Consider the following 26,460-nt stretch of genomic DNA (forward strand, 5'->3'; position numbering starts at 1 on the left):
GACGAGTCCCAGCGAGCGCCCGGCGAGCAGCCCGGCGAGGACCGCGACGGGCACGGCGGCCCCGAACGCCAGGGCCGTGTGGCGCACCCAGCGCCGGGCGGTGTGCGCGGTGAACGAGCCGGCCGGGGGCGACGACGCGGAGAGCGCCGCCGCCGCGTGCCCGACGACGCACCCCGCGGCAGCCGGGAGCGACCACCAGGAGAAGTTCCCCGCCGGGGTCAGCGTGAACCAGCCGTAGAGCAGCAGGGTCCAGTAGGCGAGCGGTGCCGCCGAGCCGGCCCACGCGATGGTGACGAGCGGCAGCAGGACGAGCGCCCACCAGAGGGCGTCGAAGCCGCCGACGGCCAGGGAGAGGCTCGCGAGGTAGACGGCGACGCCGCCCACGGCGGCACCGGTCGCACCCAGCTGGCTCAGCGACCACTCCGGGCCGGCGCCGAACCGGACCGTCCGGCGCAGCCGCACGCGTCGGGCGACCCAGGAGGTCCCGTCGGACGTCAGAGGGCCGTCAGCTGGTCGGGGCACGGTCAGCGCCTCGCCATCCGGGGCGCCGACGCCCGACGGGCGATGTCGCGGAGCACCTGGTCGAGCGAGCCGGCCCCACGCCAGGGGACGACGGGGACGCCGCGCAGCCGCAGGTTGTGCACCTCGGCGTCGCGCGACAGCAACCGGATCCGCCACGCCAGGGCCTGGTAGACGCTCGACGGGTCGGCGACGAGGTGGTCGGGGAAGGTGTCGACGACGACCACGGTCATGCCGCGCGCCGCGAGGGTGTGGGCCAGGGTCACCATGGTCGGGTCGATGAGCGGTGACAGCACGAGGCACAGGGCGTTGGGGTCGACGCCACGGATCGCGTGCTCCCCGGTGTCGCGGCGCTCGGTGGCCGGCGAGATGGCCGCGAGGGTGTCGAGCACACGCCGCAGGTGGTTGGTGCCCGACCCGACACCGAGCGTCGGGACCTCGGCCGCTCCGACGGTGCGCAGGGTGAGCCGGTCGTTGCTCCGGAGGAAGTGCTCGCTGATCGCGCCGGCGGCCCGCACCGTGACGTCGAGGCTCGTCGGACGTCCGTCGATGCCCTCTCGCGGGCCGAGGTCGCTGAAGCAGTCGACGAGCAGGAAGACATGGGCGTCCTCGTCGGTGAAGGTCGACGTGACGTGCAGGGCCCCGGTGCGCATCGAGACGGGCCAGTGGATCCGCCGCAGGCGGTCGCCGGGGTGGAAGCGGCGGATCGTGTTGAACTCCGACCCGGAGCCGGGCCGGTTCGAGCGGTTCAGCCCGACGATGCCGCGGGGGTGCGGGGTCGGGGCGCTGGCGTCGAACGAGGCAGGCACGGGCAGGGTCGCGGAGTCGAGGTCGGGCAGGTCGACCGGGCCGGCGCGGAACGCTCCCCACGTGCTGACGAGCGCGACGCTGACCGTGCCGACCCGGCGGCGGCCCCAACGCGTCGATCGAAGTCCCAGCGTGGCAGCACCGTCGCTGAGCTCCGCGATCCCGCTCGACGGCTTGCGCTCGACCCATGGCGCCTGCGCCACCGTGACGATGCCGTGGACGTCGGGCAGCGCCGGCTCGGTCGTCACGTAGAGCCCGGTCACCGACCCCTCACGCAGCGTCGTGTCTCCGAGGCGCGCCGTGCCGGTCACCTCGGTGCGCGGGCGCACGAGGTGGCCCCACAGGGCGGCGACGACGAGCGGCGCGACGATGACGAGCAGGTCCGCGCGCCGGCCGACGACCGCGACGATCGCGCCCCCGGCCGCGAGCAGGATCGCCCGCTGGTGGGCAGCGGTCGGCTCCCACCCGCCGAGTCGACGGGTGGCGGTCCGGTGGGGGCGCCAGGGCTGCACGGCCGGTCAGCCGTCCGCCGAGGGGCTGGGGGCCAGGTGCTCGCGCGCCGACGGGGTGGGCACCGTGCGCAGCAGGCTCTCGACGATGCTGCGCCCGGAGGCGTTGCTCATCCACAGCTCGGGCTTGACCGTGATGCGGTGGGCGAGGACCGGCACGGCCACGGCCTTGACGTCCTCGGGGGTCACGTAGTCACGACCGTCGACGACGGCATACGCCCGGGCGCACAGGAGCAGACCGAGGGCGCCACGAGGGGAGGCGCCCATGAGCACGTCGCCGTGGACGCGGCTGGCCGCCGTCAGGGCGACGCAGTAGCGCCCGACCGACTCGTCGACGCCCGTCGCCTCGATGGCAGCCTGTATCGCGAGCAGCTGCTCGGCGTCGACGATGCCGCGCAGCTCCTGCTCCTCGCGCTGGCGCGCCATGCGGTTCGACAGGATCTCCCACTCCTCGTCGAGGGTCGGGTAGCCGAACGAGATCCGCATGAGGAAGCGGTCGAGCTGCGCCTCGGGGAGGGGGTAGGTGCCTTCGTACTCAACGGGATTCGCGGTCGCGAGGACGTGGAAGGGACGCGGCAGCTGGAACGTGCGGCCCTCGACGGTCACCTGCTTCTCCTGCATCGCCTCGAGGAGTGCGGCCTGCGTCTTCGGGGGCGTGCGGTTGATCTCGTCGGCGAGGAGCAGGCCCGCGAAGAGCGGCCCGGCGCGGAACTCGAACTCGCCCGCCCGCTGGTCGTAGATGAACGAGCCGGTGATGTCGCCGGGCAGCAGGTCCGGCGTGAACTGGGCCCGCTTGAAGTCGAGCCCGAGGGTCTGGGCGAAGCTGCGCGCCGCGAGCGTCTTGCCGAGTCCCGGGAAGTCCTCCATGAGGACGTGCCCGCCGGCGAGGATGCCGGAGAGGACGAGGCGCAGGGCCTCGCGCTTGCCGACGACCGCGCGGTCCACCTCGTCGAGGACGGCGCTGCTCAGCTGACTGACCCGGGTCAGGTTCATCTCGGTCATGCGTTACCACTGCTCGATTCGTCGGAGGATGGGGTCGAGGCGCTGGGGACGGTAGAGGTCGGGCGGCGGCAGCCCGACGAGCAGGTCCCACAGCTCCGGCGGGGTGACGCCCTGGGCCCACTTCGGCTCCTCCTCGGCGACGATGCCGTGCCTGGCGTAGAGCCGTTCGCGGATGAGCACCTGCAGCTGCAGGTGGAGGTCGTGCACGACGCTCTCGCGTCCTTCCCTGCGGGTGTTGGCCGCCTCGAGGCGGCCGGCGAGGTTGGTGACCCGGAAGTCGTTGCCGCGCGAGTGGCCACCGAGGTCGCCGTCGACGAGCGGCCACACCGTGAGGTGCTGCGGCGCGGTGTGGTCGATGAGGTGCCACACGAGCAGCGCCACGGCGAGGAGGATCGCGAGGAGCACCGGCACGTCGGGCGCGAGACCGAGCCCGGCCGTGAGCGCCGCCAGGGCCACCCAGGTGAGGAACAGGCCGATGAGGCGTCGCCGCCACGGGCGCAGGGCCACCGCGAGCACGCGGGTCCGGGACGGATCGCGCCGGACCGCGCCGCGGGGGAGAGGGCGTCGCGGCGCCGCCACTGCTGCTGCACGGTCGCGCGCCTCGCGCCGCGTCCGAGGAGGCGTGCCGTCCGGCTGGCTGCTCACGACGCCTCCTCCGGCGCGGACACCGACGCAACCCGCTCGGCGGCCTGGCGTCGGGCCACGTGCTCGAGGTCGGCGATGAGGACCCGGAGGTCGGTGATCGCCCGGTCGCGGTGGCTGTCGCCGAGGTCGTGCACGGAGAAGCGGGCCTCGCGGTAGAGGGCGGCGAGGTCGCCGAGCCGCGCCGAGTCGACGGGCCACACGCCGATGACGCGCTCGGTGTACTCCGTCGACGTCTCGGCGGGCAGGCGCGGCAGGCCGGTCGCGGCGGCCGACGTCTCGAGACCGAGCCACGCCGCGACGATGGCGTTGCGGGGCTCGCCGGTCTCGAGGTCCCGCAGCCGGTCCCGGGCCGCCTCGAGCAGCTCGGTCGGCACGAGCGGGATCGCGAAGTCCGGCTCCTCGTGCAGCTCGAGGTGCGGGCGTCGGCGCAGCAGCGACCGGATGAGCTGCGCGAGGACGACGAGGACCACGAGGGCGGCCAGGACGAGGACGATCTGGACGAGGGTGACGAGCACGGGTGAGGGGTCGAAGGGCAGGGCCGTGGCCGTCGACGAGGGCCGCGGCGTCGAGCTCGTCGGGGGGAGGGACGTGATGGTCGGCAGCGGCGTGAACGTCTGCGGGTCGACCGGGCGGGAGAGCAGCGGCACGGGTTGGCCCAGCGCGGCCACGACCAGAGCGGCCATGACGACGGCGCCACCCACGATGGTGACCTGAGCCCCCCGCCTCGACATGCGAGTGACCCTATGCCAGCGCGGTCGCCGACAGTCGTGGAGCAGGCCGATCGTTGCCGTCCCGATAGGTCCCGACGGCAACGACCGGGCGTACCCGCGGGGATCAGCCCAGGGCGGGCGGCTTCTCGACGGGGACGAGCTCGGCGTCACGCACCTCGACGACCTCGCCGTCGGCATACGCGAGCTCGCTGATGCGGCCGCTGGCCCGCAGGTCGGACTCGGCCGCCTGCACGTGGGCGACCGACGCGGCGGGGGCGACGAGCGTCATCGTGCGCACCTCGGCGCGCATGCCGACCTTGGCCTCGGACTTGACCTTGCGCACGCCGGCGAGGGCGGCGCCGACCGACGCGAGGAGCGCGGGCTCCCCACCGGACGGCAGCTCGTCGCGGGTGGGCCACGACTGGCGGTGCACCGAGCCCTCGCCGAACCACGACCACACCTCGGCCGTGGCGTAGGGGATGAACGGCGCGAGCAGGCGCAGCAGCGTCTCGAGCGCGAGGCGCAGCGCGGCACGGGCGCTCGCGGCCGCCTCGTCGCCCTGACCGCCGTAGGCGCGGTCCTTGACGAGCTCGAGGTAGTCGTCGCAGAACGTCCAGAAGAACGTCTCGGTGGCCTCGAGCGAGCGCGTGTAGTCCCAGCCCTCGAAGCCCTGCGTGGCCTTGTCGACCACGTCGGCGAGGGCCGCGAGCATCGACAGGTCGAGGGGGTGCGTGACGGCGGCACGCAGGTCGCCGTCGACGTCACCGAAGCCGAGGGCGAACTTGCTCGCGTTGAGCACCTTGATCGCGAGCCGGCGCCCGACCTTCATCTGGCCGGTGTCGTAGGCGGCGTCGGTGCCGAGGCGACCGGAGGCCGCCCAGTAGCGCACCGCGTCGGCGCCGTTGGCCTTGACGACGTCCTCGGGCGTCTCGGCGTTGCCCTTGGACTTGCTCATCTTCTTGCGGTCGGGGTCGAGGATCCAGCCGCTGATCGCGGCGTGCTTCCAGGGAGCCACGCCGTGCTCGAAGTACGAGCGCGTCACCGTGGCGAAGAGCCAGGTGCGGATGATGTCGTGCCCCTGCGGGCGCAGGTCGTAGGGGAAGATGCTCGCGAAGAGCGCCTCGTCCGAGCCGAGCCGGTCGCCCTCGGCAGCCCCCTCGCGCACCGGCCAGCCGGCGGCGATCTGCGGCGTCAGCGACGACGTGGCCCACGTGTCCATGATGTCGGGGTCGGCGACGAAGCCACCCGCCCGGCCGCGCTGCGACTCCTCGTAGCCCTCGGGGACGTCGATCTGTGGGTCGACCGGGAGCGTGGAGGCGGGCGGCGTCAGGGGCCGCTCGTGGTCGACCTCGCCCTCGGCGTCGACGGGGTACCAGACCGGGAAGGGCACGCCGAAGAAGCGCTGGCGCGAGATGAGCCAGTCGCCGTTGAGTCCCTCGACCCAGTTCTTGTAGCGCGAGCGCATGAAGGCGGGGTGGAAGTCGACCACGTCGCCCATGCCGACGAGCTTGGAGCGCAGCGCCTCCTCGCGGCCGCCGTTGCGGATGTACCACTGGCGCGAGGTGACGATCTCGAGGGGCTTGTCGCCCTTCTCGTAGAAGTTGGCCTTGCGCTGGGTCTTCTGCGGCTCGCCGTCGAGGTCACCGGACTCGCGCAGCGCGGCCACGACGGCCTCGCGCGCGCTGAAGGTCGTCTTCGTCGCGAGCGACTCGGCGTAGAGCGCCTCGCCGGGACCACCGGCGAGCCACTCGGGCGTCTCGGCCTGGAGGCGGCCGTTGCGGGTGATGAGGGAGCGGATCGGCAGCTGCAGCTCGCGCCACCACATGACGTCGGTGAGGTCGCCGAAGGTGCAGCACATGGCGATGCCGGCACCCTTGTCCATCTCGGCCGCGCGGTGCGCGAGCACCGGCACCTCGACGCCGAAGAGGGGCGAGGTGACCGTCGTGCCGAAGAGCGACTGGTAGCGCTCGTCGTCGGGGTGCGCGATGAGCGCGACGACGGACGGGATGAGCTCGGGGCGCGTCGTCTCGATGAAGATCGGCTCGCCGCCGTGCCCGTGGAAGGCGACCCGGTGGTAGGCGCCGGGGTAGTCGCGCGCCTCGAGCTCGGCCTGCGCCACGGCGGTCTGGAACGTCACGTCCCAGAGGCCGGGGGCCTCGCTCTGGTAGGCCTCGCCGCGCTCGAGGTTGTGCAGGAACGCCTGCTGCGCCACGGCGCGCGAGCGCTCGTCGATGGTGCGGTAGGAGATGTCCCAGTCGAGGCTGAAGCCGAGGCGACGGAAGAGCGACTCGAAGGTCACCTCGTCCTTGACGGTGAGGACGTCGCACAGCTCGATGAAGTTCTTGCGGCTGACCGGACGCTGGTCGGCGGCCTTGATCGCCTTGCCGTTCGCGTCGACGCCCTCCTCGAAGGGGGGCGTGAAGCCCTCCTCGTAGGGCAGGCTCGCGTCGCCGCGCACGCCGTAGTAGTTCTGCACGCGGCGCTCGGTCGGCAGGCCGTTGTCGTCCCAGCCGATGGGGTAGAAGACCTCGAGGCCCTGCATGCGCTTGTAGCGGGCCATGCAGTCGGTGTGCGTGTAGCTGAAGACGTGGCCGACGTGCAGGCTCCCGCTCGCCGTCGGGGGCGGGGTGTCGATGGCGAACACCTGGTCACGGGGCAGCGACAGGGCCTTCTCGCGGTCGAAGGCGTAGGTGCCCTCGTCGGCCCATACCTGCATCCACTTCTCCTCGAGGCCGTCGAGCGTGGGTCGCTCGGGGATCCGCGAGGTCGTGGTGGCAGGCGTGTCAGTCATGCGCCCAATCCTTCCATGCGCGCCGGGGTGCCCTCGACCGGCTTTCCTCCCGCGGCCGGTCAGTGGTCGTATGCCGTCCGGCCCGGGCCGCGGGCCGTGAGGGCCACGTCCGGCGTGGCGTGCGTCACTCCTGTGCTCGTGCTCGCGGTCAGGGCGTGTTCGTCGGCACGGCCCATCGGCCCATCGGCGTGCCGAAGCGTCGTGCCGCAGGGCAGAGTGTCCCCATGGAGCCCGTCTACTCGTCCGTCATCGGTTTCGCCCGCGGGGTGTTCGCGATGCAGGGGCTGAAGTTCACCGTCCTCGGCGACGACAACGTCCCGCGCGCCGGGGGAGCGGTGATGACGATCAACCACACCGGCTACATGGACTTCGCCTACGCCGGGCTCGCCGCCCGGAAGTCCGACCGGCTCGTGCGGTTCATGGCCAAGGACGGCGTCTTCTCGCACGCCGTCAGCGGCCCGCTCATGCGCGGCATGCACCACATCCCCGTCGACCGCACCGCGGGCGCGGCGTCGTACGCCGCAGCGGTCGACGCGCTCCGGGCCGGAGAGATCGTCGGCGTCTTCCCCGAGGCCACGATCTCGCGCTCGTTCGAGCTCAAGGAGTTCAAGACCGGTGCCGCGCGGATGGCCAAGGAGGCCGGCGTGCCGATCCTGCCGGTCGTCATCTGGGGCTCCCAGCGCGTGTGGACCAAGGGCCACCCCAAGCGGCTCGGCCGCACCAACGTGCCGATTCTCATCAACGTGGGTGAGCCGATCGCGGTGGCGCCCGACGCCGACCCCGAGGCCGTCACCCTGCAGTACAAGGCGGTCATGGCCGACCTGCTCGCGGTCGCCCGGGCCGCCTACGAACCCCTCACCGGACCCGACCTCAAGTTCCTGCCGGCGAGCATGGGCGGCACCGCGCCGACGCTGGCCGAGGCGACCCGCCTCGACGAGGCCGAGGCCGTGGAGCGGCGGCGCCGGGCCGACGAGCAGCGCGGCTTCCCCACCGACTGAGCACCGGACCGGACGGTTCGGGGGAGCGCCCCGCCGCCGGTAGCCTTCCGGGCATGGCTCGTCAGGCACGTCAGCGCGTCCCCGAGGGTCCGGCACCGGACCCCGCGGTCCAGAAGCTCCGGATCCGCTACACGAAGCGGGGGCGGCTGCGGTTCACCTCGAGCCGAGACTTCCAGCGCGCTCTCGAGCGGGCCCTGCGCCGCGCCGACGTGCCGATGGCCTTCTCGGCCGGCTTCCACCCGCACCCGAAGATCAGCTACGCCAACGCGGCGGCCACGGGCACGGGCAGCGAGGCGGAGTACTTCGAGATCTCGGTGACGCAGCGGGTCGAGCCCGAGTCGGTCCGGGTCGCGCTCGACGAGGCACTGCCCGAGGGGATCGACATCCTCCAGGTCGTCGAGGCCGCTCCCGGGGCGCTCGCCGACCGTCTCGAGGCGAGCGACTGGCTGCTCGAGTTCGCCGGGGTGCCGGTCGAGCGCCTCGACGCGGCCGTGACCGCCCTCCTGGAGCGCGACACGGCCGAGGTGACCCGCCTGACGAAGTCGGGTCCACGCACCTTCGACGTGCGTGGCGCGATCGTCGCCGCACGCGTGCTGACCCCCGCCGACGCGCTCGACGATACGGTCACGACTCACGTAGTGGGGACCGACTGTGCGATACTGCGCATGGTCGTACGGCACACCACACCTGCTGTACGCCCCGACGACATTCTGACCGCGCTGCGTGAGATCGCCGACCTGCAGCCTCCGCGCCCCCCACTGGTGACGCGACTGGCGCAGGGACCGCTCGACACCGCAAACGTGCGGGTGACCGACCCGCTGGAATGACCTGCCAGGTCATGACGACGAAATGGTTGCCGACCAGGACGCCGACGGCATTCGATCACGGGGCCGCGCCCAGCGCGAACCGTTTTCAGATGTAGCGAGACGACTTCCGTCCCGTCGCAGACGCGGCGCGACGACTGCAACCGCACTCGTGCGGTGTCGACGGCCCCGGCCGCGTGTGGGTCGCACCGCACCTGACGGGAGGCTGCCTGATGGCACCCAACGACACCACCAACGGCGACGACGCCACGCTGTTCCCCTCCGAGCAGGGCGGCCAGCAGGGCAACGAGACCTCGCAGGCCGACGCCACCCCGGCTGCTGAGGCTCCGGCACCGCGTCGCCGCGCCTCGCGCCGCACGACGAAGAAGGCCACGACGATCGTGCCGTCGGCCGAGATCCCGACCGAGGTCCCGACCGAGGCGCCGGCGAGCACGTCCGACGTCGCGGCACCCGAGGCCCTCGCCACAGGCGAGACCACGACCGGCGACGCCACGGACCCCGCCCCGGCCACCGAGGCCAAGCGCCCGGCCCGCAAGCGCGCCACGCGCAAGAAGGCGCAGCCCGCCGAGTCCACCGAGACCGTGACCGAGGCCCCCGAGACCGCGGCCGAGCCCGCCGAGCCCGCCGAGGCGCCTCAGGCCCGGAAGGCTCCGAGGGCCGCCCGGGCCACGAAGCGCGGGTCGCGCGCCAAGGCCGACCGGGCCAGTGCCGCCGTGGAGGAGCTCGTCGCCGGTGCGCTCACCGACACGGACACCGACACCGCTGCACCGGCAGCGTCCGAGACCGCCGCACCGGCCGACGCCTCGGTGATCGACCTCTCCGCCCTCATCGACGTCGAGGCCCTCGACGAGACCGAGGACACCGGCGAGGCTCAGGTGGCCGCCGACGGTGACGCCGACGACGCTCGCCCGGGCGTCGTCGTCCCCAGCTTCAGCGTGCTCTTCCAGGCGCCCGACGCCAGCCAGGCCGTGCCGACCCGCCGTCGCCGCGGGACCCCGCCGCCAGAGGCCGAGGAGCCGACGCCCGACGTCGAGGACGACGAGGCCCGCGTGGCCGCCGAGGACCAGACCGACGTGGACGAGCAGTCGGACGAGCAGCCCGACGAGGAGAGCAGCCCCCGTCGATCGCGCCGCCGCCGCGGGGGCAAGGGCCGTCGTGGCCGGGCCACCGACGACGACGACACTCAGGACCAGCCGGCCGACGCCGAGGACTCCCGCGAGTCGCGTGGCTCGGGTGACGCCCGCGGTGGGTCCGCCGAGGGTGCGGACGACGCCGGCGACGACACCGAGGTCGACTCCGAGGGCGACTCCGACGACGAGGGCGGCTCGAGCCGTCGTCGCCGTCGTCGCCGTCGTGCGGGCTCCGCCCCGGACTCCGGTGACGACACCCCCAACGTCTCGACCCGGGTGCGCCAGCCGCGCAGCCAGAGCGACGAGCCGGTGGCCGTCAAGGGTTCGACCCGCCTCGAGGCGAAGAAGCAGCGTCGTCGCGAGGGCCGCGAGGCCGGGCGACGCCGCACGATCATCACCGAGGCCGAGTTCCTCGCCCGCCGTGAGGCCGTCGACCGCGTCATGGTCGTGCGCAACAAGGAGGGGCGCACCCAGATGGGCGTGCTCGAGGACGGCGTCCTCGTCGAGCACTACATCGACCAGGCCACGAACGTGTCCATGGCCGGCAACATCTACCTCGGCCGCGTCCAGAACGTCCTGCCCTCGATGGAGGCCGCCTTCGTCGACATCGGCAAGGGGCGCAACGCCGTGCTCTACGCCGGCGAGGTCAACTGGGACGCCGCCGGCCTCGAGGCCAACCAGCCCAAGCGCATCGAGAACGCCCTCGGCTCCGGCCAGACGGTGCTCGTCCAGGTCACCAAGGACCCCATCGGCCACAAGGGCGCGCGTCTCACCTCGCAGATCTCGCTGCCGGGCCGCTACCTCGTCTACGTCCCCAACAGCTCGATGACCGGGATCAGCCGCAAGCTGCCCGACACCGAGCGCGCCCGCCTCAAGAAGATCCTGCGCGACGTCGTGCCGGACTCCGCCGGCGTCATCGTCCGCACCGCGGCCGAGGGCGCGAGCGAGGAGGAGCTGCGCGCCGACGTCGAGCGCCTGACGCGCACGTGGGAGGACATCCAGGCCAAGGCCGAGGCGGCGTCCATCCCCCGCGCGGGCAAGAGCAAGGGCAAGAAGAAGAACGGCGCGGTCGGCTCCGCGACCGGCGGCCAGGCGCCGATGCTCCTGCACGGCGAGCCGGACCTCACGGTCCGCGTCATCCGCGACGTCTTCAACGAGGACTTCAAGCAGCTCGTCGTCGCCGGCGACCAGGCGTGGAACGAGATCCACCCCTACATCTCCTCCGTCGCGCCCGACCTCGCCGACCGCGTCACGAAGTGGACGGCCGAGGAGGACCTCTTCACCCACCACCGCGTCGACGAGCAGCTCTCGAAGGCCATGGACCGCAAGGTCTGGCTGCCGAGCGGTGGCTCCCTCGTCATCGACCGCACCGAGGCGATGACCGTCGTCGACGTCAACACCGGCAAGTTCGTCGGCTCGGGTGGCAACCTCGAGGAGACCGTCACCAAGAACAACATCGAGGCGGCCGAGGAGATCGTGCGCCAGCTCCGGCTGCGCGACATCGGCGGCATCATCGTCATCGACTTCATCGACATGGTCCTCGAGAGCAACCGCGACCTCGTCGTGCGGCGCCTGCTCGAGTGCCTCGGTCGTGACCGCACCAAGCACCAGGTGGCCGAGGTCACCTCGCTCGGCCTGGTCCAGATGACCCGCAAGCGCGTCGGGTCGGGCCTCATCGAGGTCTTCTCCGAGACGTGCGACCACTGCAACGGCCGCGGCTTCATCATCCACACCGACCCCGTCGACAAGGGTGCCCACCAGCACGAGCAGAGCCAGGGCGAGAGCGGCGGCAGCGGCAGCAGCAACAGCCGCCGTCGCGGCCGCGGCCAGGGCACGAGCCAGGGCGGCACACAGGGCAACGGCAACGGTGGGCAGCAGTCCGGTCAGCAGGCCCAGCAGGCCCAGCAGGCCCAGCAGGCGTCGCCCGCCGAGTCCAAGGGCAACGGCCCCACCGCCGCGCAGATCGCGGCAGCGGCCCACGCGGCCGCGCTCAAGAGCGCGTCCGGTCAGCCCGTGGGCGAGGCGGCGGCCGAGGCGGTCGCGGAGGTCAGCGCCGCTCACGGCTTCCCCGAGGACGAGGGCCCGTGGTCGGGTGACGACGCCCACGACGTCGGTCCCGGCGACGAGCAGGCGACCCAGGGCGGCGCCCACGTCGAGCTGGAGTCCGACGTCACCGACGAGACCGGCAGCGGCCGAGGCGCTGGTGACGCAGGAACCGCCGAGGCGGCACCCACCCCGCCCGAGGTCAGCGCCGAGACCAGCGGCCCCGCCCCGGTCGAGGCGGCCGTCGAGATGCAGCCCGCCGCCCGTGGCCGGCGTCGTCGCGGCCGCGTCGTCGCTCCGGCGGGCCCGCCCCGGTCGGGCACCACCGGCGAGGCCTGACCTCGGTTTGGATCTGGGCCCTCCCAGCCGGTAATCTTTGTCCTTGGTGCGCCCACCGGGCCCGTGTTGACGGGCCGGTGCCGAAAGCGGCGATACCAACCCTTGATGAGAGAGTGAGTTTCACTGTGTACGCGATTGTTCGCGCTGGCGGTCGCCAGGAGAAGGTGTCGGTGGGCGATGTCCTGCTCGTCGACAAGGTGACGGGTCAGCCCGGCGATGCCATCGAGCTCACGCCGCTGCTCCTCGTGGACGGGACCACGGTCACGTCCGACGCCGACAAGCTGTCCAAGGTGTCGGTGAAGGCCGAGGTCGTCAAGGCCGCCAAGGGCCCCAAGATCGTCATCATGAAGTACAAGAACAAGACCGGCTACCGCAAGCGTCAGGGCCACCGTCAGCCGCTGACCCAGGTCAAGATCACCGCCATCAACGCGTGATCCACCCGGAACCCAGAGACTCACGAGAGAAGGACTGACATGGCACACAAGAAGGGTGCGTCCTCGACCCGCAACGGTCGCGACTCGAACGCACAGTTCCTCGGCGTCAAGCGTTTCGGTGGCCAGAAGGTCAACGCGGGCGAGATCCTCGTCCGTCAGCGCGGCACGCACTTCCACCCGGGCGAGGGTGTCGGTCGCGGTGGCGACGACACGCTGTTCGCCCTCGTCGCCGGAGCCGTGAAGTTCGGCTCCAAGCGCGGCCGCAAGACGGTCAACATCGAGCAGGTCGAGACCGCAGCTGCCGAGTGATCACAGCTGATCACCACTGAGTTTGTACCGGAAGGGCGGGCCCGCGTGGCCCGCCCTTCCGCCTTTCCCGGGCACCCGGCATTCCGGGATGAGGTGGCAGTCGCTCGCACGCTCGCGAGTGCCACCTCCCCGGCTCCAGCCACCTGTGTATGCCGTCCGCCCACCCTGATCTGGAAGAGTGACCCCCATGGCAGTGACCTTCGTCGACCGCGTCGTGCTGCACCTCAGCGCCGGCGCCGGCGGGCACGGCGTCGCCTCCGTCAAGCGCGAGAAGTTCAAGCCGCTCGGCGGGCCTGACGGCGGCAACGGCGGCCACGGCGGCTCCGTCATCCTGCGGGTCGACCCCCAGGCGACGACGCTGCTCGACTACCACCGCCACCCGCACCGCAAGGCGGTCAACGGGCTGCCCGGTGCCGGCGACGAGAAGAACGGCGCCGACGGCGACGACCTCGTCCTGGCGGTGCCCGAGGGCACGGTCGTCAAGGACGCCGACGGCCGGATCGTCATGGACCTCGTCGGCATGGGCACCGAGCACGTCATCGCGCGCGGAGGCCGCGGCGGCCTCGGCAACAAGGCGCTGTCGTCGGCCCGGCGCAAGGCCCCCGGCTTCGCGCTCCTCGGCGAGCCCGGCGAGGAGGTCGACGTCGTGCTCGAGCTCAAGACGCTCGCCGACGTCGCGCTCATCGGCTTCCCGAGCGCCGGCAAGTCCTCGCTCGTCTCGGTGCTGTCGGCGGCCAGGCCGAAGATCGCCGACTACCCCTTCACGACCCTCGTGCCCAACCTCGGCGTCGTCACCGCGGGCTCGGCCCGCTTCACGGTCGCCGACGTGCCCGGGCTCATCCCGGGCGCCCACGAGGGCAAGGGCCTCGGCCTCGAGTTCCTGCGTCACGTCGAGCGATGCTCGGTGCTCGTCCACGTCATCGACTGCGCGACCCTCGAGCCGGGCCGTGACCCGATGAGCGACCTCGACGTCATCGAGAACGAGCTGTCCCTCTACGTGCCCGACGCCGACCTCGGGGGCAAGCCGCTCTCCGAGCGCACCCGCATCGTCGTGCTCAACAAGGCCGACGTGCCTGAGGCGCGCGAGCTCGCCGAGATGGTCAAGCCCGACCTCGAGGCGCGCGGCATCGAGGTCTTCATCGTCTCCGCCGTGGCTCACCAGGGCCTGCGCGAGCTCAGCTTCGCGATGGCCCGGCACGTCGACGCCGCCCGCGCCGAGATCGAGGCCGAGGCCGCCGTCCCGAAGCGCGTCGTGCTGCGCCCCAAGTCGGTCGACGACAAGGGCTTCACGATCGTCAAGGAGAACGGCCCCGACGGGCCGATCTTCCGCGTGGCCGGCGAGCGCCCGTACCGCTGGGTGCGCCAGACCGACTTCTCCAACGACGAGGCGGTCGGCTACCTCGCCGACCGCCTCGGTCGCCTCGGTGTCGAGGAGGAGCTCTACAAGGTCGGCGCCGTCGCCGGCGACACGGTCGTCATCGGCACCGCCGAGGACGCGGTCGTCTTCGACTGGGAGCCGACCCTGCAGGCCGGCGCCGAGCTGCTCGGCTCGCGCGGGACCGACCTTCGCCTGGCGGAGTCCTCGCGACCGACGCGTGACGAGAAGCGCGAGGCGCAGAAGGACCGCTACGCGGCTCGCGCGGCCACGCAGGACGAGCTCGAGGCCGAGCGCCGTTCCGGGCTGTGGCACGTCGCCGCCGACGAGGACGACGACGACTGAGTCGTCCGCACCCCTCCTGCGGCAACACACCGAAGGCAACACACCGAAGGCAACACACCGAATAGGTCACAACGCAACGGAATCCGATCTCGGTGAGTTGCGACCTGCACGGTGTGTTGTGCCGGGGGCTGGGGTTGGTCCCGAGGTCCACGAGGACCGCGCCCCCCGCGAGGGGTGACCGCCTACAGTGTCGGCATGAGCTCGTGGGGCGCGCTGCTGCGTCGCGGTCACCTCGGCACCGAGGCCGACCGCGCGACGTACCGCACCCTGCACACGGCGCTGCTCGCGTCGCCGCCGCTGCGGATGGGCCTGACACCCGCGGCCGCCGAGCGCTCGCTCAGGCACCTGCGCTCGCTCCTCGGGGCGCCGGCCGTGGCGATGACAGACACGAGCGGCCTGCTCGCGTGGGAGGGCGGTCGCTCGCACCATGCCCACCAGCCCGCCGTCATCTCGGCCGGCACGCTCGGCCACGGACGCACGACCGTCGTCGACGGCGCGGACGTCGCGTGCGCCGAGCCCTCGTGCATCGTGCGCCAGGCCATCGTCGCCCCGCTCGACGTCGACGAGAAGGTCGTCGGGACGCTCCAGGTGTTCACCGGCCGCGCCTCAGCGGGACTCGTCCGCGCGACGAACGAGGTGGCGCGCTGGGTCTCCGGCCAGCTCGAGCTGGCCGAGCTGGACGCCTCACGCACGCGCCTCATGGAGGCCGAGGTGCGGGCCCTGCGTGCGCAGATCAGCCCGCACTTCATCTACAACTCGCTGACAGCCATCGCGTCGTTCACGCGCACCGACCCCGAGCGCGCCCGAGAGCTGCTCGTCGACCTCGCCGAGTTCACCCGCTACTCCTTCCGTCGGCACGGCGAGTTCACGACGCTCGCCGAGGAGCTGCGGTCCATCGAGGCCTACCTCGTCATCGAGAAGGCCCGCTTCGGCGACCGCCTCACGGTGACGGTCCGTGTCGCGCCCGAGGTGCTGCCCGTCGTCGTGCCCTTCCTGTGCCTCCAGCCCCTCGTCGAGAACGCCGTGCAGCACGGCATCGAGGGGCGCGAGGGCAGCGGGGAGATCAGCATCCTGGCCCAGGACGCCGACCACGAGTGCGTCGTGACGATCGAGGACAACGGTGTCGGCGAGGACCCCGAGCGGGTGCGCCGGGTGCTCGCCGGCGACCCGGGCAGCGACTCCGTGGGTCTGGCCAACGTCGACGAGCGCCTGCGCACCGCCTTCGGCGACGACTACGGCCTCGTCGTCGAGACCGCGCCGGGAGCCGGCACGAAGGTCGTCGTGCGGCTGCCGAAGTTCCGGCCGGGGGTGCACGTGTGACCGGCACACCGGGCACCGAGTCCGCGCCGCTCCTGCGTGTCCTGGCCGTCGACGACGAGGCGCCCGCCCTCGACGAGCTTACCTGGATGCTCGGACGGCACGAGTGCGTGCGGCAGGTCGTCCCGGCCGGTTCGGGGGAGGCGGCGCTGCGCGTGCTCCACGAGGAGCAGGTCGACGCGATCTTCATGGACGTGCAGATGCCGGGACTCAGCGGGCTCGACCTCGCACGCGTGCTCTCGCGCTTCTCGACCCAGCCACCCATCGTCTTCGTCACCGCCCACGAGCAGCACGCCGTCGACGCCTTCGAGCTCAACGTCGTCGACTACGTCCTCAAGCCGGTGCGTGACGAGCGGCTCGACCAGGCCGTGCGCCGTGTCGTCCGACAGATCCACGGGCGCGAGCCGGTCACGTCCTCGGCCGACGAGACCATCGTCGTCGAGCTCGCGGGGGTGAGCCGGCTCGTGCCGCGCTCCGACGTGCTCTACGTCGAGGCCCAGGGCGACTACGCCCGGCTCCACACGGCGAGCGAGAGCCACCTCGTGCGCGTCCCCCTGACGACCCTGGCCGACCAGTGGCGTGAGGCGGGGTTCGTGCGGATCCACCGGTCCTCGCTCGTCGCGCTCGGCCACATCACCGAGTGGCGCACCGAGGGTGGCCGGACGACGGTCGTCGTCGGAGGGCACGAGCTCGTCGTGAGCCGCCGCCACACCCGGGCGCTGCGCGACCTGCTCGTCCGACGTGCCCAGCCCCTCGGACGCGCCGGGTCATGACGCCGCCCACGCCCCCGACTCCACCGGCGAGCCCCGAGCCGGCTCGCTCCCGGGTGCGGGTCACGAGCCCCCGGACCTCCGCCGCGCGGACCCGGAACGTCTCGATCGCCTCCGAGATCGACGAGCAGACCCGGCTCGGCGAGGTCTACATCACCTCGCTCATGCGCAGCCAGCTGCGACTGGCGCTCGGCGTGCTCCTCGTGCTCGCATCGACGCTGGGGCTCCTGCCGCTGCTCTTCACGGCCGTGCCGGGCATCTCGGACGTCCACGTGCTCGGGGCGCCCCTGCCGTGGATGCTGCTCACGGTCGTCGCGTTCGCCGAGATCATCGGCCTCGGTTGGTTCTACGTGCGGCGGTCCGAGCGCAACGAGGACACCTTCAGCGACCTGCTCGACGGTCGATGAGCCGGGTGGGCCGCCGGTGAACAACTCCGCGAGCATCGTCGCCGTCATCCTCGTGTCGATCGCGTCGCTCGTCGTCGGCGCCTTCGGGCTGCGCCTCTCGCGGACCATGAGCGACTTCTACGTCGCCTCGCGCGGTGTCAGCCCGGTGCTCAACGCGTCGGCCATCAGCGGCGAGTACCTCTCTGCCGCATCGTTCCTCGGGGTCGCGGGACTCATCCTGGCTCGCGGTGTCGACATGCTGTGGCTGCCGATCGGCTGGACCGCGGGCTACCTCCTGCTGCTCGTCTTCGTCGCGGCGCCGCTGCGTCGGTCGGGGGCCTACACGCTGCCCGACTTCGCCCAGCTGCGCCTCGAGTCCGTCGTGGCCCGCCGCGTGTCGAGCCTGCTCGTCGTCGCGATCGGCCTGCTCTACCTCATCCCTCAGTTCCAGGGCGCGGGCCTGACGCTGCGCACCCTGACCGGTGCACCGTCCTGGGTGGGGCAGCTCGCCGTCGCGGTCGTCGTCTGCCTCAACGTGCTCCCCGGAGGCATGCGGAGCGTCACGCTCGTGCAGGCCTTCCACTACTGGCTCAAGCTGCTCGCCCTGCTGACGCCGCTCTTCCTCCTCCTCGGCGCCGTCGGCGATCGCACCGGCGACCCAGACGTCGGCGCGGTGTTCGTGCGGGACTGGGTCGAGCCGCTGCAGGGTGACCACGCGCTCTACCTGACCTACTCCCTCGTCCTGGCCACCTTCTTCGGGACCATGGGACTGCCCCACGTCGTGGTCCGCTTCTACACCAACCCCGACGGTCGGGCCGCGCGCCGGACGACGCTCTCGGTCCTCGTGCTGCTCTCCGCCTTCTACCTGCTGCCCGTCGTCTACGGCGTCATCGGGCGCTACGTCGCCTCCGACCTCGTCGCCGCCGGGCGGGCGGACTCGGTCGTTCTCGAGCTGCCGAGCCGGCTCTTCGACGGCCCGGTCGCCGAGGGACTCACCGCCGTGCTCGCGGCAGGTGCCTTCGCGGCGTTCCTGTCGACCTCGACCGGCCTCGTCGTGTCGGTCGCCGGGGTCGTCAGCCAGGACCTCGTGCGATGGGGCGCCGGTCACCGTCAGGGCATCCGCACCTTCCGCCTGACGACGGTCGCCGTCGTGGCCGGTGCGCTCCTGCTCACGGTCGTCTCGGCAGGCGTACCCGTGGCGCACGCGGTCGAGCTGACCTTCGCCGTCGCAGCCTCGACGTTCTGCCCGATGCTGCTCCTCGGGATCTGGTGGCGTGGGCTGACGTCGCGTGGGGCGATCGCCGGCATGGTCGTCGGCGGTGGGCTGTCGATGGGGGCCGTCGTCACGACGATCTTCGGCATCGCCGCGGGCGGCTGGTTCGGCGTCGTCCTGACGCAGCCGGCCGCCGTGAGCGTGCCGCTCGCGTTCGCGACGATGGTGCTCGTGTCGCTCGCCACCCGGTCGCGTGCCCCCGAGCACGTCGCGCAGACGATGGTCCGGCTGCACGCCCCCGAGCACATCGACCTCAACCGTGGCTCGTTCCACCCCGAGCGCTGGTACCGCCGCCCGCCGTCCGCGGAGGTCACGGCCGACGGGACGCAGCACCCGGCATACGACAGCGCGGGGGAGACCGCTCGTCGCCCCGGGACGACCGCTCGTCGCGGCTGATCCCACGTACGGCGAGCCGTCGGCGCCACTGGGCGATGCCGGCCTCGCTACGCCTGCCGGAGCGCCACGTGGGCTCCTACCTTGGCAGTCGCCGGCCATGTGCCGGCAGTGCGGAGCGACAGGGGCGTCGACTCACCCACGGGACCGTCCGGGGAGCGTCGGCGGCAGCAGGACCGCGCTGACCGCCAGGACCCCAGGCACGACCCAACCGCCCCGGAGGTGGCCCCAGTGAGCAAAGAGGCTCCAGAGCGCGTGGTGGACGATCCCAACGTCACCATGCAGAACTCACCCGAGTTCGCCCAGCTGCGCAGCAAGTTCCGCAAGTTCGTGTTCCCGCTGACCGCGCTGTTCCTCGCGTGGTACTTCCTCTTCGTCCTGCTGTCCGTCTTCGCGAAGGACTTCATGGGGACGCGGGTGCTCGGCAACATCACGTGGGGCCTGATCCTCGGCCTCCTCCAGTTCGTCTCCACCTTCACGATCACGATGGTCTACGCCCGCTGGGCCGACCGCGTCTTCGACCCCGAGGCCGAAGCCCTCGCCCAGAAGATGGGAGTGAAGCCGTGAGCGCGCTCCTCACCTCGGCCCCGTCCCTCGTCCCCGCGGCGACCACGGTCGGCAACCCGGCGATCAACATCGGCATCTTCGCGCTGTTCGTCGTCGTCACCCTCGCCATCGTCATCCGGGCGTCGCGCAACAACCGCAGCGCTGCCGAGTACTACGCCGGAGGCCGGGCGTTCACCGGCCGCCAGAACGGCATCGCCATCGCCGGTGACTACCTGTCGGCGGCCTCGTTCCTCGGCATCGCCGGCGCCATCGCCATCAACGGCTACGACGGCTTCCTCTACTCCATCGGCTTCCTCGTGGCCTGGCTCGTGGCACTGCTGCTCGTCGCCGAGCTACTGCGCAACGTCGGCAAGTACACGATGGCCGACGTGCTCAGCTTCCGGCTGCGCCAGCGTCCCGTCCGCATCGCCGCGGCCATCTCGACGCTCGTCGTGTCGTTCTTCTACCTGCTCGCCCAGATGGCGGGAGCCGGTGGCCTCGTGGCCCTCCTGCTCGGCATCGAAGGGGCGGTCGGTCAGCGGCTCGTCATCGTGGTCGTCGGCATCCTCATGATCTTCTACGTCATCTTCGGCGGCATGAAGGGCACGACCTGGGTGCAGATCATCAAGGCCGTGCTGCTCATCATCGGCGCGGCGATCATGACCTTCTGGGTCCTGGCCAAGTTCGGCCTCAGCCTGTCGAACCTGCTCGGCGAGGCGACGGCCACGTCGCAGGCGGCCGGGGGCAAGGACCTGCTCCAGCCGGGTCTGCAGTACAAGAACCCCGTCGACTTCATCTCCCTGTCGATGGCGCTCGTCCTCGGCACGGCCGGCCTGCCGCACGTCCTCATGCGCTTCTACACGGTGCCGACCTCACGCGAGGCCCGTCGCTCCGTCGTCTGGGCCATCTGGCTCATCGGCATCTTCTACATCTTCACCCTCATCCTCGGGTTCGGCGCAGCCGACCTCGTCGGTGCCGCTGCCATCAAGGCCGCGCCGGGCGGCGTCAACTCCGCGGCCCCGCTGCTCGCCTTCGAGCTCGGCGGCGAGATCCTGCTCGGCATCATCTCGGCGGTCGCCTTCGCGACGATCCTCGCGGTCGTCGCCGGTCTGACGATCACCGCGAGCGCCTCCCTCTCGCACGACATCTACAACACGGTCGTCAAGAAGGGGAAGGCGACGCCGGAGGAGGAGGTCAAGGTCGCCCGCATCGCGGCACTGGTCCTCGGCGCCATCGCCATCATCGGTGGCATCTTCGCCCTGGGCCAGAACATCGCGTTCCTCGTGGCGCTGGCCTTCGCCATCGCGGCGAGCGCCAACCTGCCGACGATCCTCTACTCGCTCTTCTGGAAGCGGTTCAACACCCGCGGCGCGCTGTGGAGCATCTACGGCGGCCTGATCAGTGCGATCACGCTGATCATCTTCAGCCCGGTGGTCTCGGGCAAGCCGGTCGACCCCGTCACGGGCAAGAGCCCGTCGATGCTCCAGGGAGTCGACTTCCACTGGTTCCCGCTCGACAACCCCGGCATCATCTCGATCCCGCTCGGCTTCGTGCTCGGCTACATCGGCACGGTCACGAGCCGCGAGTACAACGCCGCGAAGTACGCCGAGATGGAGGTGCGCTCGCTCACCGGTCACGGCGCCGAGGTGGCGACCCACCACTGAGGCACCCACGCCACGTGAGCTGACGTGGACGGCGAGTGGCCGCGCACCCCAGGGGTCTGCGCGGCCACCCGCACGTCCGGGCGCGGGCCGGCACCGTCGGTGGACGGGTGGTCGGAGGTATGCCGTCAGCCGCTCCCTCGCCGGGGGCTGCTGAACCGGCCGCCGGCGGACGAGGTGTCGTTCAGAGGACGACGAGGTCGTCGCGGTGGATGACCTCGCGCTCGTACTCCGGGCCGAGGTCCTGGGCCAGCTCTCTCGTCGAGCGGCCGAGCAGGCTCGGCAGCTCGGCGGAGCTGTAGTTGACGAGGCCACGGGCTATAGCGGTGCCGTCGGGGGAGCACACGTCGACGGGGTCGCCGTCGTGGAAGGTGCCCTCGACGGCCGTGATGCCGGCAGGGAGCAGCGACTTCTTGCGATGGACGAGCGCGGTGACGGCGCCGTCGTCGATGATGAGCCGACCCCGGGCCGTCGTCGCGTGCTCGAGCCACAGGCGTCGCGACCGGCCGCGGACCCCGATGGGGAGGAACACCGTGCCGACGTCCTCGCCGGCGAGCACCTGGACGACACGGTCCGCGGCCGTCACCGTGGTGACGACGCCGGCGGCGGTCGCGATGCGGGCCGCCTCGATCTTCGTCGTCATGCCGCCCGTCCCGACCTTCGAGCCGGTGCCGCCGATCTCGACGTCGACGAGGTCCTGGGGGCCCCGGACGACGGGGATCCGCTGCGCCCCGGGCCGGCTCGGCGGTCCGTCGTAGAGGGCGTCGACGTCGGAGAGGAGCACGAGGGCGTCGGCGTCGATGAGGTGGGCCACGAGGGCGGCGAGCCGGTCGTTGTCGCCGAACCGGATCTCGCTCGTGGCGACGGTGTCGTTCTCGTTGACGATGGGCAGCACGCCGAGGTCGAGCAGCCGCTCGAGGGTGCGGCGGGCGTTCGCGTAGTGCGTGCGCCGGGTGACGTCGTCGGCGGTGAGCAGCACCTGACCGACGGTGATGTCGTGCCCGGCGAACGCCTGGGTGTAGGCGGCGAGCAGGGCGCCCTGGCCGACCGAGGCCGCCGCCTGCTGGGTCGCGAGGTCGCGGGGGCGGGCGGCCAGCCCGAGCGGGTGGATGCCGGCCGCGATGGCGCCGGAGCTGACGAGGACGATCTGGGTGCCGTCGAGGTGCTTGCGCGCCAGGGCGTTGGCCAGCGCGACGAGGCGACCGCGGTCGATGCCGCCGTCGACGCCCGTCAGCGAGCTCGAGCCGACCTTGACGACGAGCCGTCGGGCGGTGCTGATGACGGAGTGGGGCGACACACGTCGAACTCTAGTGAGGGGCCACTGCGCCCGCAGAGCCGTCCGAGTCGCTGCCCCCGACCGGTCGTGGCGGTCGCACGGTCCAGCCCCCGGGAACCGTCGGCCGGGCGCGGGCAGGACGACCTACGCTGGAGGCATGTCCCAGACGATCGACCCCGCCGTCGTCGAGCACGTGACGGCCCTGGCCCAGCGCGCGCGCACCGCGTCGCGTCGGCTCGCCCTGATGTCGCGTGCCGAGAAGGACGCAGCCCTGCTGCTGCTCGCCGACGCCGTGGACGCAGCCGCGCCGGCGGTCATCGAGGCCAACGCCGACGACATCGAGCGCGGTCGCGCGAGCGGCATGAGCGAGAGCCTGCAGGACCGGCTCCGCCTCGACGCGGCACGGGTGGCGGCCGTCGCCCAGGCCCTGCGCGACGTCGCGGCTCTTCCCGACCCCGTCGGTGAGATCGTGCGCGGCTCGACCCTCGCCAACGGCCTGCAGATCCGGCAGGTGCGGGTGCCGATGGGTGTGATCGGGATGATCTACGAGGCGCGGCCCAACGTCACCGTCGACGCCGCGGGCCTCGCCCTCAAGTCCGGCAACGCCGTGCTCCTGCGCGGCGGGTCGGCGGCCGCGAGCAGCAACCACGCGCTCGTCGAGGCGATGCGTGGCTCCCTGGCCGCGCAGGGCCTCCCGGTGGACGCCATCACGCTGCTCGAGGAGGGTGGGCGCGACGCCGCCCGGGCCCTCATGACCGCCCGCGGCCACGTCGACCTCGTCATCCCGCGCGGTGGAGCCGACCTCATCCAGACCGTCGTCCGCGAGTCGACCGTCCCCGTCATCGAGACCGGCGTCGGGGTCTGCCACGTCTACGTCGACCGCGCCGCCGACCTCGACAAGGCCCAGGCCATCACCCTCAACGCCAAGACGCACCGGCCCAGCGTCTGCAACGCCGCCGAGTCGCTGCTCGTCCACCGCGACGTCGCCGCCGACTTCCTGCCCAAGGCGCTCACCGACCTCGCGGGCGCCGGTGTGCGACTGCACGTGGCTCCGGAGGTCACCGGGTACGCCGAGGCGGCCGGGGCGGCATACGACCTCGCGAGCGAGGCGGACTTCGGGACGGAGTGGCACGGACTCGAGATGAGCGTGGCCGTCGTCGACGACCTCGACGAGGCCATGGACCGGATCCGGCGCTTCGGCACCGGGCACACCGAGGCGATCGTCACCGAGGACCGAGCAGCAGCTCGTCGCTTCACCGCTGAGGTCGACGCGGCTGCCGTCATGGTCAACGCGAGTACCCGTTTCACCGACGGTGGCGAGTTCGGCTTCGGCGCCGAGATCGGCATCTCGACCCAGAAGCTGCACGCGCGCGGGCCGATGGCCCTGCCCGAGCTGACGACGACGAAGTGGATCGTCGAGGGCGACGGCCACACCCGCTGACGGGCGCTGACGCACCCGGGCACCCCGGGTGGCATGATGTCCGACCATGGAAGGCACCGAGGTCCGCAAGCTTGCTGAGCTGGAGGACGACCACTGGTGGTACCGCGAGCGGCGTCACCTCCTGGGCAAGGCCATCGCGGGTCTGGTGCCCGGCCGTGCCCTCGACATCGGCGCTGCGGGCGGAGGCAACACCCGTGTCCTGCGCGAGCACGGATGGGATGCCGTCGCGCTCGAGTACGGCTCGGACGGTGCCGAGGTCGCGCACGGACGCGGGCTCGCGACGCTGCGCGGCGACGCGACCCGGCTGCCCTTCGCCGACGGCTCGCTCGACCTCGTCATGGCCTTCGACCTGCTCGAGCACCTCGAGGACGACGACGCGGCGGTCGCCGAGGTGCATCGCGTGCTCAAGCCGACCGGCACCTACCTCGTGGCCGTGCCGGCCGACCCGAGGCTGTGGTCCGAGCACGACGAAGCCGTCGACCACGTGCGCCGCTACACCCGTGAGGGACTGCTCGAGCTGCTCGACCGTGGCGGCTTCGACGTGACCGACGTGCGCTCCTGGAACGTGCTCCTGCGGCCGGTCGTGGCGATGCGACGTCGGACGAGCTCGGGCTCGGACCTCGAGAACCTCCACCCGGTCGTCAACTTCGGGCTGCGCACGATCATCACGGCCGAGCGCTACCTGCCCGTGGGCGGCCTGCCCGGCGTCAGCCTGCTCGTGCGGGCTCAGCCACGCAGCTGACTGCTCTCCGGCCGGGCGTCGGCCACCGGGGCGCCATCGGCCGCGGGGCCCGGTGACGTCCCGTCGAGCCCGTCGAGCCCGTCCGGCCCGTCCGGTCCGTTCGGGACCCCAGCGGCCTCCGGCAGGTCGGTCTCCTCGGGCGTCGTGACGATGTTCGCCTCGCTCGGCTGGGCCGGCAGCGGCGTGTCGGTCGGGCCGTGCGTCCCGGTGTCGGTGGTCATGGAGTCGTAGGCGATGAAGTAGGTCGGGCGCCCCTGCATGTGGCCGTACATCCGGCCGATGTACTCGCCGAGGATGCCGACGCAGACGAGCTGCACGGCCCCGACGCCCGCGACGATCGCGACGGTCGAGGTCCAGCCCGCCACGGTGTGGCCCTGCGACCGGGAGATGAGCGTGTAGAGCACGAGGAGCACCGCGAGCACCGCGCCGCCGAACCCGGCGAACGTCGCGAGCCGCAGCGGCGCCGTCGAGAAGCCCGTCAGCGAGTCGAGCGAGAGCTTGATCATCTTGAGCAGCGGGTACTTCGAGTCGCCGGCGGCCCGCTCCTCGCGTTTGTACTCGACCGTGTCGGAGGGGAAGTTGAGGGCCGGCACGATGAACCGCAGGACGCGGTTGTGCTCGGGGAGGCTGTTGATGGCATCGACGGTGGCCCGTGACATGAGGCGGTAGTCGCCGGCGTCGGCGTGCGCCGAGGTCTGCGACATCAGGCCGATGAGCTTGTAGAACGCCTGCGCCGAGGCGCGCTTGAACCACGTGTCGGTGGAGCGGTCGCTGCGCACGCCGTAGACGACGTCGACGCCGTCGTCCTTCGCGGCCGCGAGCATCTGGGGGATGATCTCGGGCGGGTCCTGCAGGTCGGCGTCGATCGTGACGACGTAGTCGCCGAGGGCGCTGACGAGGCCGGCGGAGATCGCGGCCTGGTGGCCGGCGTTGGCGCGCAGGCGCACGACGCGCAGCTGCGTCCACTCGCGGTGGTAGCGCTGGAGCAGGGCGGCCGTCAGGTCCTTGCTGCCGTCGTCGACGGCGACGACCTCGTAGGTGGTGCCCATGCCGTCGAGGAGCGGTCGGAGCCGCTCCACGAGAAGGGGGAGCACCTCCTCCTCGTTGTACATCGGAATGACCACGGACAACTCGGGAACCATGGGTTCTAGGGTACGGCCGCCGATGGGCTGCGCCTGTCACCTCGCCGTGGCCGTGCTGTACCCGGCACGTCCGCCGCACCGCCGGTAGCGTGCCGTCGTGACCTCCGACGCCGACGACCACCCGCCCCGCCGAGGTATGCCGCCGGGTGGCCTCGCGCCGGGCACGCCGGTCGCGGGTCGCTTCACCAAGTGGGGCGGGGGCCGCCACTGGGAGTGGGACGGGCGCTACCTCGGGTCCGACGAGCACGGTCACTGGTGGTACGCGCCGGTCGGCACGCGGTGCGCCCGCCCCGGCGTCGAGTTCGTCGAGGCCAGCGGCTGGGTCTCGCTCGTGCCGCACGAAGGGGCGTATGCCGTGGGCTTCTACCCGGCCCACCGCGAGATCAGCATCTACGTCGACATGACGACCGAGCCGGTCTGGCAGCGGCGCGACACCGGCGACGGGGGCCCCGAATGGGAGGTCACGATGGTCGACCTCGACCTCGACGTCGTGCTGACCCGCGACGGACACCTCTACGTCGACGACGAGGACGAGTTCGCCGAGCACCGGGTGCAGCTCGGCTACCCGGCCGAGGTGGTCGCGCTCGCGGAGCGCTGGCGCGACCTCGTCCTCGCGGCCGTGGCCGGCGGCGACGAGCCGTTCGCGACCGTGGGCCACGCGTGGCTGCGGCGCGCCGAAGCGGAGGAGCCGGCGCCCGACGGCGCCGAGGGAGCCGTCGGGCGGTGACCCCGC

Annotated in this window: 22 protein-coding genes; 15 read left to right on the forward strand and 7 right to left on the reverse strand. The window is 72.1% G+C overall.

Annotated elements, in window-relative coordinates; genetic code table 11:
- Positions 1-524 precede the first annotated feature (524 nt).
- The 5 genes from ASG96_RS15900 to valS form a co-directional block, all read right to left on the reverse strand.
- Entirely contained in the window at positions 525-1,838 is a 1,314-nt protein-coding gene (locus tag ASG96_RS15900) for a DUF58 domain-containing protein (RefSeq protein WP_057588549.1), read from the reverse strand.
- Between the two features lie 6 nt (positions 1,839-1,844).
- Entirely contained in the window at positions 1,845-2,837 is a 993-nt protein-coding gene (locus tag ASG96_RS15905) for a MoxR family ATPase (RefSeq protein ID WP_057588550.1), read from the reverse strand.
- Positions 2,838-2,840: 3 nt separating this feature from the next.
- Positions 2,841-3,482, reverse strand: coding sequence for a hypothetical protein (locus tag ASG96_RS15910; protein WP_057588551.1), 642 nt, complete (start codon positions 3,480-3,482; stop codon positions 2,841-2,843).
- Positions 3,479-4,213 carry a DUF4129 domain-containing protein gene (locus tag ASG96_RS15915; protein ID WP_057588552.1) on the reverse strand — a complete coding sequence of 245 codons (735 nt, stop codon included), beginning with the start codon at positions 4,211-4,213 and terminating at the stop codon, positions 3,479-3,481. Before ASG96_RS15915 ends, ASG96_RS15910 begins: the two co-directional genes overlap by 4 nt.
- A gap of 103 nt (positions 4,214-4,316) precedes the next feature.
- Positions 4,317-6,983 (reverse strand): valine--tRNA ligase, encoded by a 2,667-nt coding sequence (gene valS / locus ASG96_RS15920; protein WP_057588553.1) that lies wholly within the window; start codon positions 6,981-6,983, stop codon positions 4,317-4,319.
- A gap of 224 nt (positions 6,984-7,207) precedes the next feature.
- Here valS and ASG96_RS15925 point away from each other — a divergent pair, with 224 nt between their 5' ends.
- From ASG96_RS15925 to ASG96_RS15980, 12 genes are all read left to right on the forward strand, one after another.
- Positions 7,208-7,981 carry a 1-acyl-sn-glycerol-3-phosphate acyltransferase gene (locus tag ASG96_RS15925; RefSeq protein WP_057588554.1) on the forward strand — a complete coding sequence of 258 codons (774 nt, stop codon included), beginning with the start codon at positions 7,208-7,210 and terminating at the stop codon, positions 7,979-7,981.
- 53 nt (positions 7,982-8,034) lie between these two features.
- The gene (locus ASG96_RS15930; RefSeq protein ID WP_057588555.1) at positions 8,035-8,808 is read left to right on the forward strand and encodes a TIGR03936 family radical SAM-associated protein; all 774 of its coding nucleotides are present in this window, start codon (positions 8,035-8,037) and stop codon (positions 8,806-8,808) included.
- Positions 8,809-9,017: 209 nt separating this feature from the next.
- Positions 9,018-12,317 (forward strand): Rne/Rng family ribonuclease, encoded by a 3,300-nt coding sequence (locus tag ASG96_RS15935; protein WP_057588686.1) that lies wholly within the window; start codon positions 9,018-9,020, stop codon positions 12,315-12,317.
- A gap of 125 nt (positions 12,318-12,442) precedes the next feature.
- On the forward strand, positions 12,443-12,751 hold the full coding sequence (rplU, locus tag ASG96_RS15940) for a 50S ribosomal protein L21 (protein ID WP_028785644.1): 309 nt from the start codon (positions 12,443-12,445) through the stop codon (positions 12,749-12,751).
- Between the two features lie 39 nt (positions 12,752-12,790).
- Entirely contained in the window at positions 12,791-13,060 is a 270-nt protein-coding gene (gene rpmA / locus ASG96_RS15945; RefSeq protein WP_020144532.1) for a 50S ribosomal protein L27, read from the forward strand.
- Positions 13,061-13,247: 187 nt separating this feature from the next.
- Positions 13,248-14,780: a GTPase ObgE gene (gene obgE, locus ASG96_RS15950; protein WP_056759331.1), complete on the forward strand. Its 1,533-nt coding sequence runs from the start codon at positions 13,248-13,250 to the stop codon at positions 14,778-14,780.
- Positions 14,781-14,975: 195 nt separating this feature from the next.
- Positions 14,976-16,100 (forward strand): sensor histidine kinase, encoded by a 1,125-nt coding sequence (locus ASG96_RS15955; protein WP_056759621.1) that lies wholly within the window; start codon positions 14,976-14,978, stop codon positions 16,098-16,100.
- A complete protein-coding gene (locus tag ASG96_RS15960) occupies positions 16,097-16,870 on the forward strand; it encodes a LytTR family DNA-binding domain-containing protein (RefSeq protein ID WP_057588556.1) in 774 nt (257 codons plus the stop codon). Before ASG96_RS15955 ends, ASG96_RS15960 begins: the two co-directional genes overlap by 4 nt.
- Positions 16,867-17,274, forward strand: coding sequence for a hypothetical protein (locus ASG96_RS15965; protein WP_056759328.1), 408 nt, complete (start codon positions 16,867-16,869; stop codon positions 17,272-17,274). Before ASG96_RS15960 ends, ASG96_RS15965 begins: the two co-directional genes overlap by 4 nt.
- 16 nt (positions 17,275-17,290) lie before the next feature.
- Positions 17,291-18,922 (forward strand): cation acetate symporter, encoded by a 1,632-nt coding sequence (locus tag ASG96_RS15970; RefSeq protein WP_057588557.1) that lies wholly within the window; start codon positions 17,291-17,293, stop codon positions 18,920-18,922.
- A 276-nt stretch (positions 18,923-19,198) separates the two neighbouring features.
- Positions 19,199-19,486, forward strand: coding sequence for a DUF485 domain-containing protein (locus ASG96_RS15975; RefSeq protein WP_200962708.1), 288 nt, complete (start codon positions 19,199-19,201; stop codon positions 19,484-19,486).
- Complete coding sequence (locus ASG96_RS15980; RefSeq protein WP_057588559.1) at positions 19,483-21,129, forward strand: cation acetate symporter; 1,647 nt, start codon at positions 19,483-19,485, stop codon at positions 21,127-21,129. Before ASG96_RS15975 ends, ASG96_RS15980 begins: the two co-directional genes overlap by 4 nt.
- Before the next feature lie 181 nt (positions 21,130-21,310).
- On the opposite strand, the gene proB is transcribed toward ASG96_RS15980, so the two are convergent.
- Positions 21,311-22,423, reverse strand: coding sequence for a glutamate 5-kinase (gene proB, locus ASG96_RS15985; protein ID WP_056759319.1), 1,113 nt, complete (start codon positions 22,421-22,423; stop codon positions 21,311-21,313).
- Positions 22,424-22,559: 136 nt separating this feature from the next.
- Between proB and ASG96_RS15990 the strand changes: the two genes are divergently transcribed.
- Positions 22,560-23,843, forward strand: a complete 1,284-nt coding sequence (locus tag ASG96_RS15990; RefSeq protein WP_057588560.1) for a glutamate-5-semialdehyde dehydrogenase — start codon at positions 22,560-22,562, stop codon at positions 23,841-23,843.
- A 46-nt stretch (positions 23,844-23,889) separates the two neighbouring features.
- Entirely contained in the window at positions 23,890-24,585 is a 696-nt protein-coding gene (locus ASG96_RS15995; protein ID WP_056759314.1) for a bifunctional 2-polyprenyl-6-hydroxyphenol methylase/3-demethylubiquinol 3-O-methyltransferase UbiG, read from the forward strand.
- Here the strand turns inward: ASG96_RS15995 and ASG96_RS16000 are convergent.
- Positions 24,570-25,727 (reverse strand): glycosyltransferase family 2 protein, encoded by a 1,158-nt coding sequence (locus tag ASG96_RS16000; RefSeq protein ID WP_057588561.1) that lies wholly within the window; start codon positions 25,725-25,727, stop codon positions 24,570-24,572. The two genes, ASG96_RS15995 and ASG96_RS16000, sit on opposite strands and share 16 nt — an antisense overlap.
- 97 nt (positions 25,728-25,824) lie before the next feature.
- Between ASG96_RS16000 and ASG96_RS16005 the strand changes: the two genes are divergently transcribed.
- Positions 25,825-26,454 (forward strand): DUF402 domain-containing protein, encoded by a 630-nt coding sequence (locus ASG96_RS16005; RefSeq protein WP_157610921.1) that lies wholly within the window; start codon positions 25,825-25,827, stop codon positions 26,452-26,454.
- Positions 26,455-26,460 lie beyond the last annotated feature (6 nt).

It is taken from the genome of Terrabacter sp. Soil810 (assembly GCF_001429645.1).
In the GTDB taxonomy this organism is placed as follows: domain Bacteria; phylum Actinomycetota; class Actinomycetes; order Actinomycetales; family Dermatophilaceae; genus Terrabacter.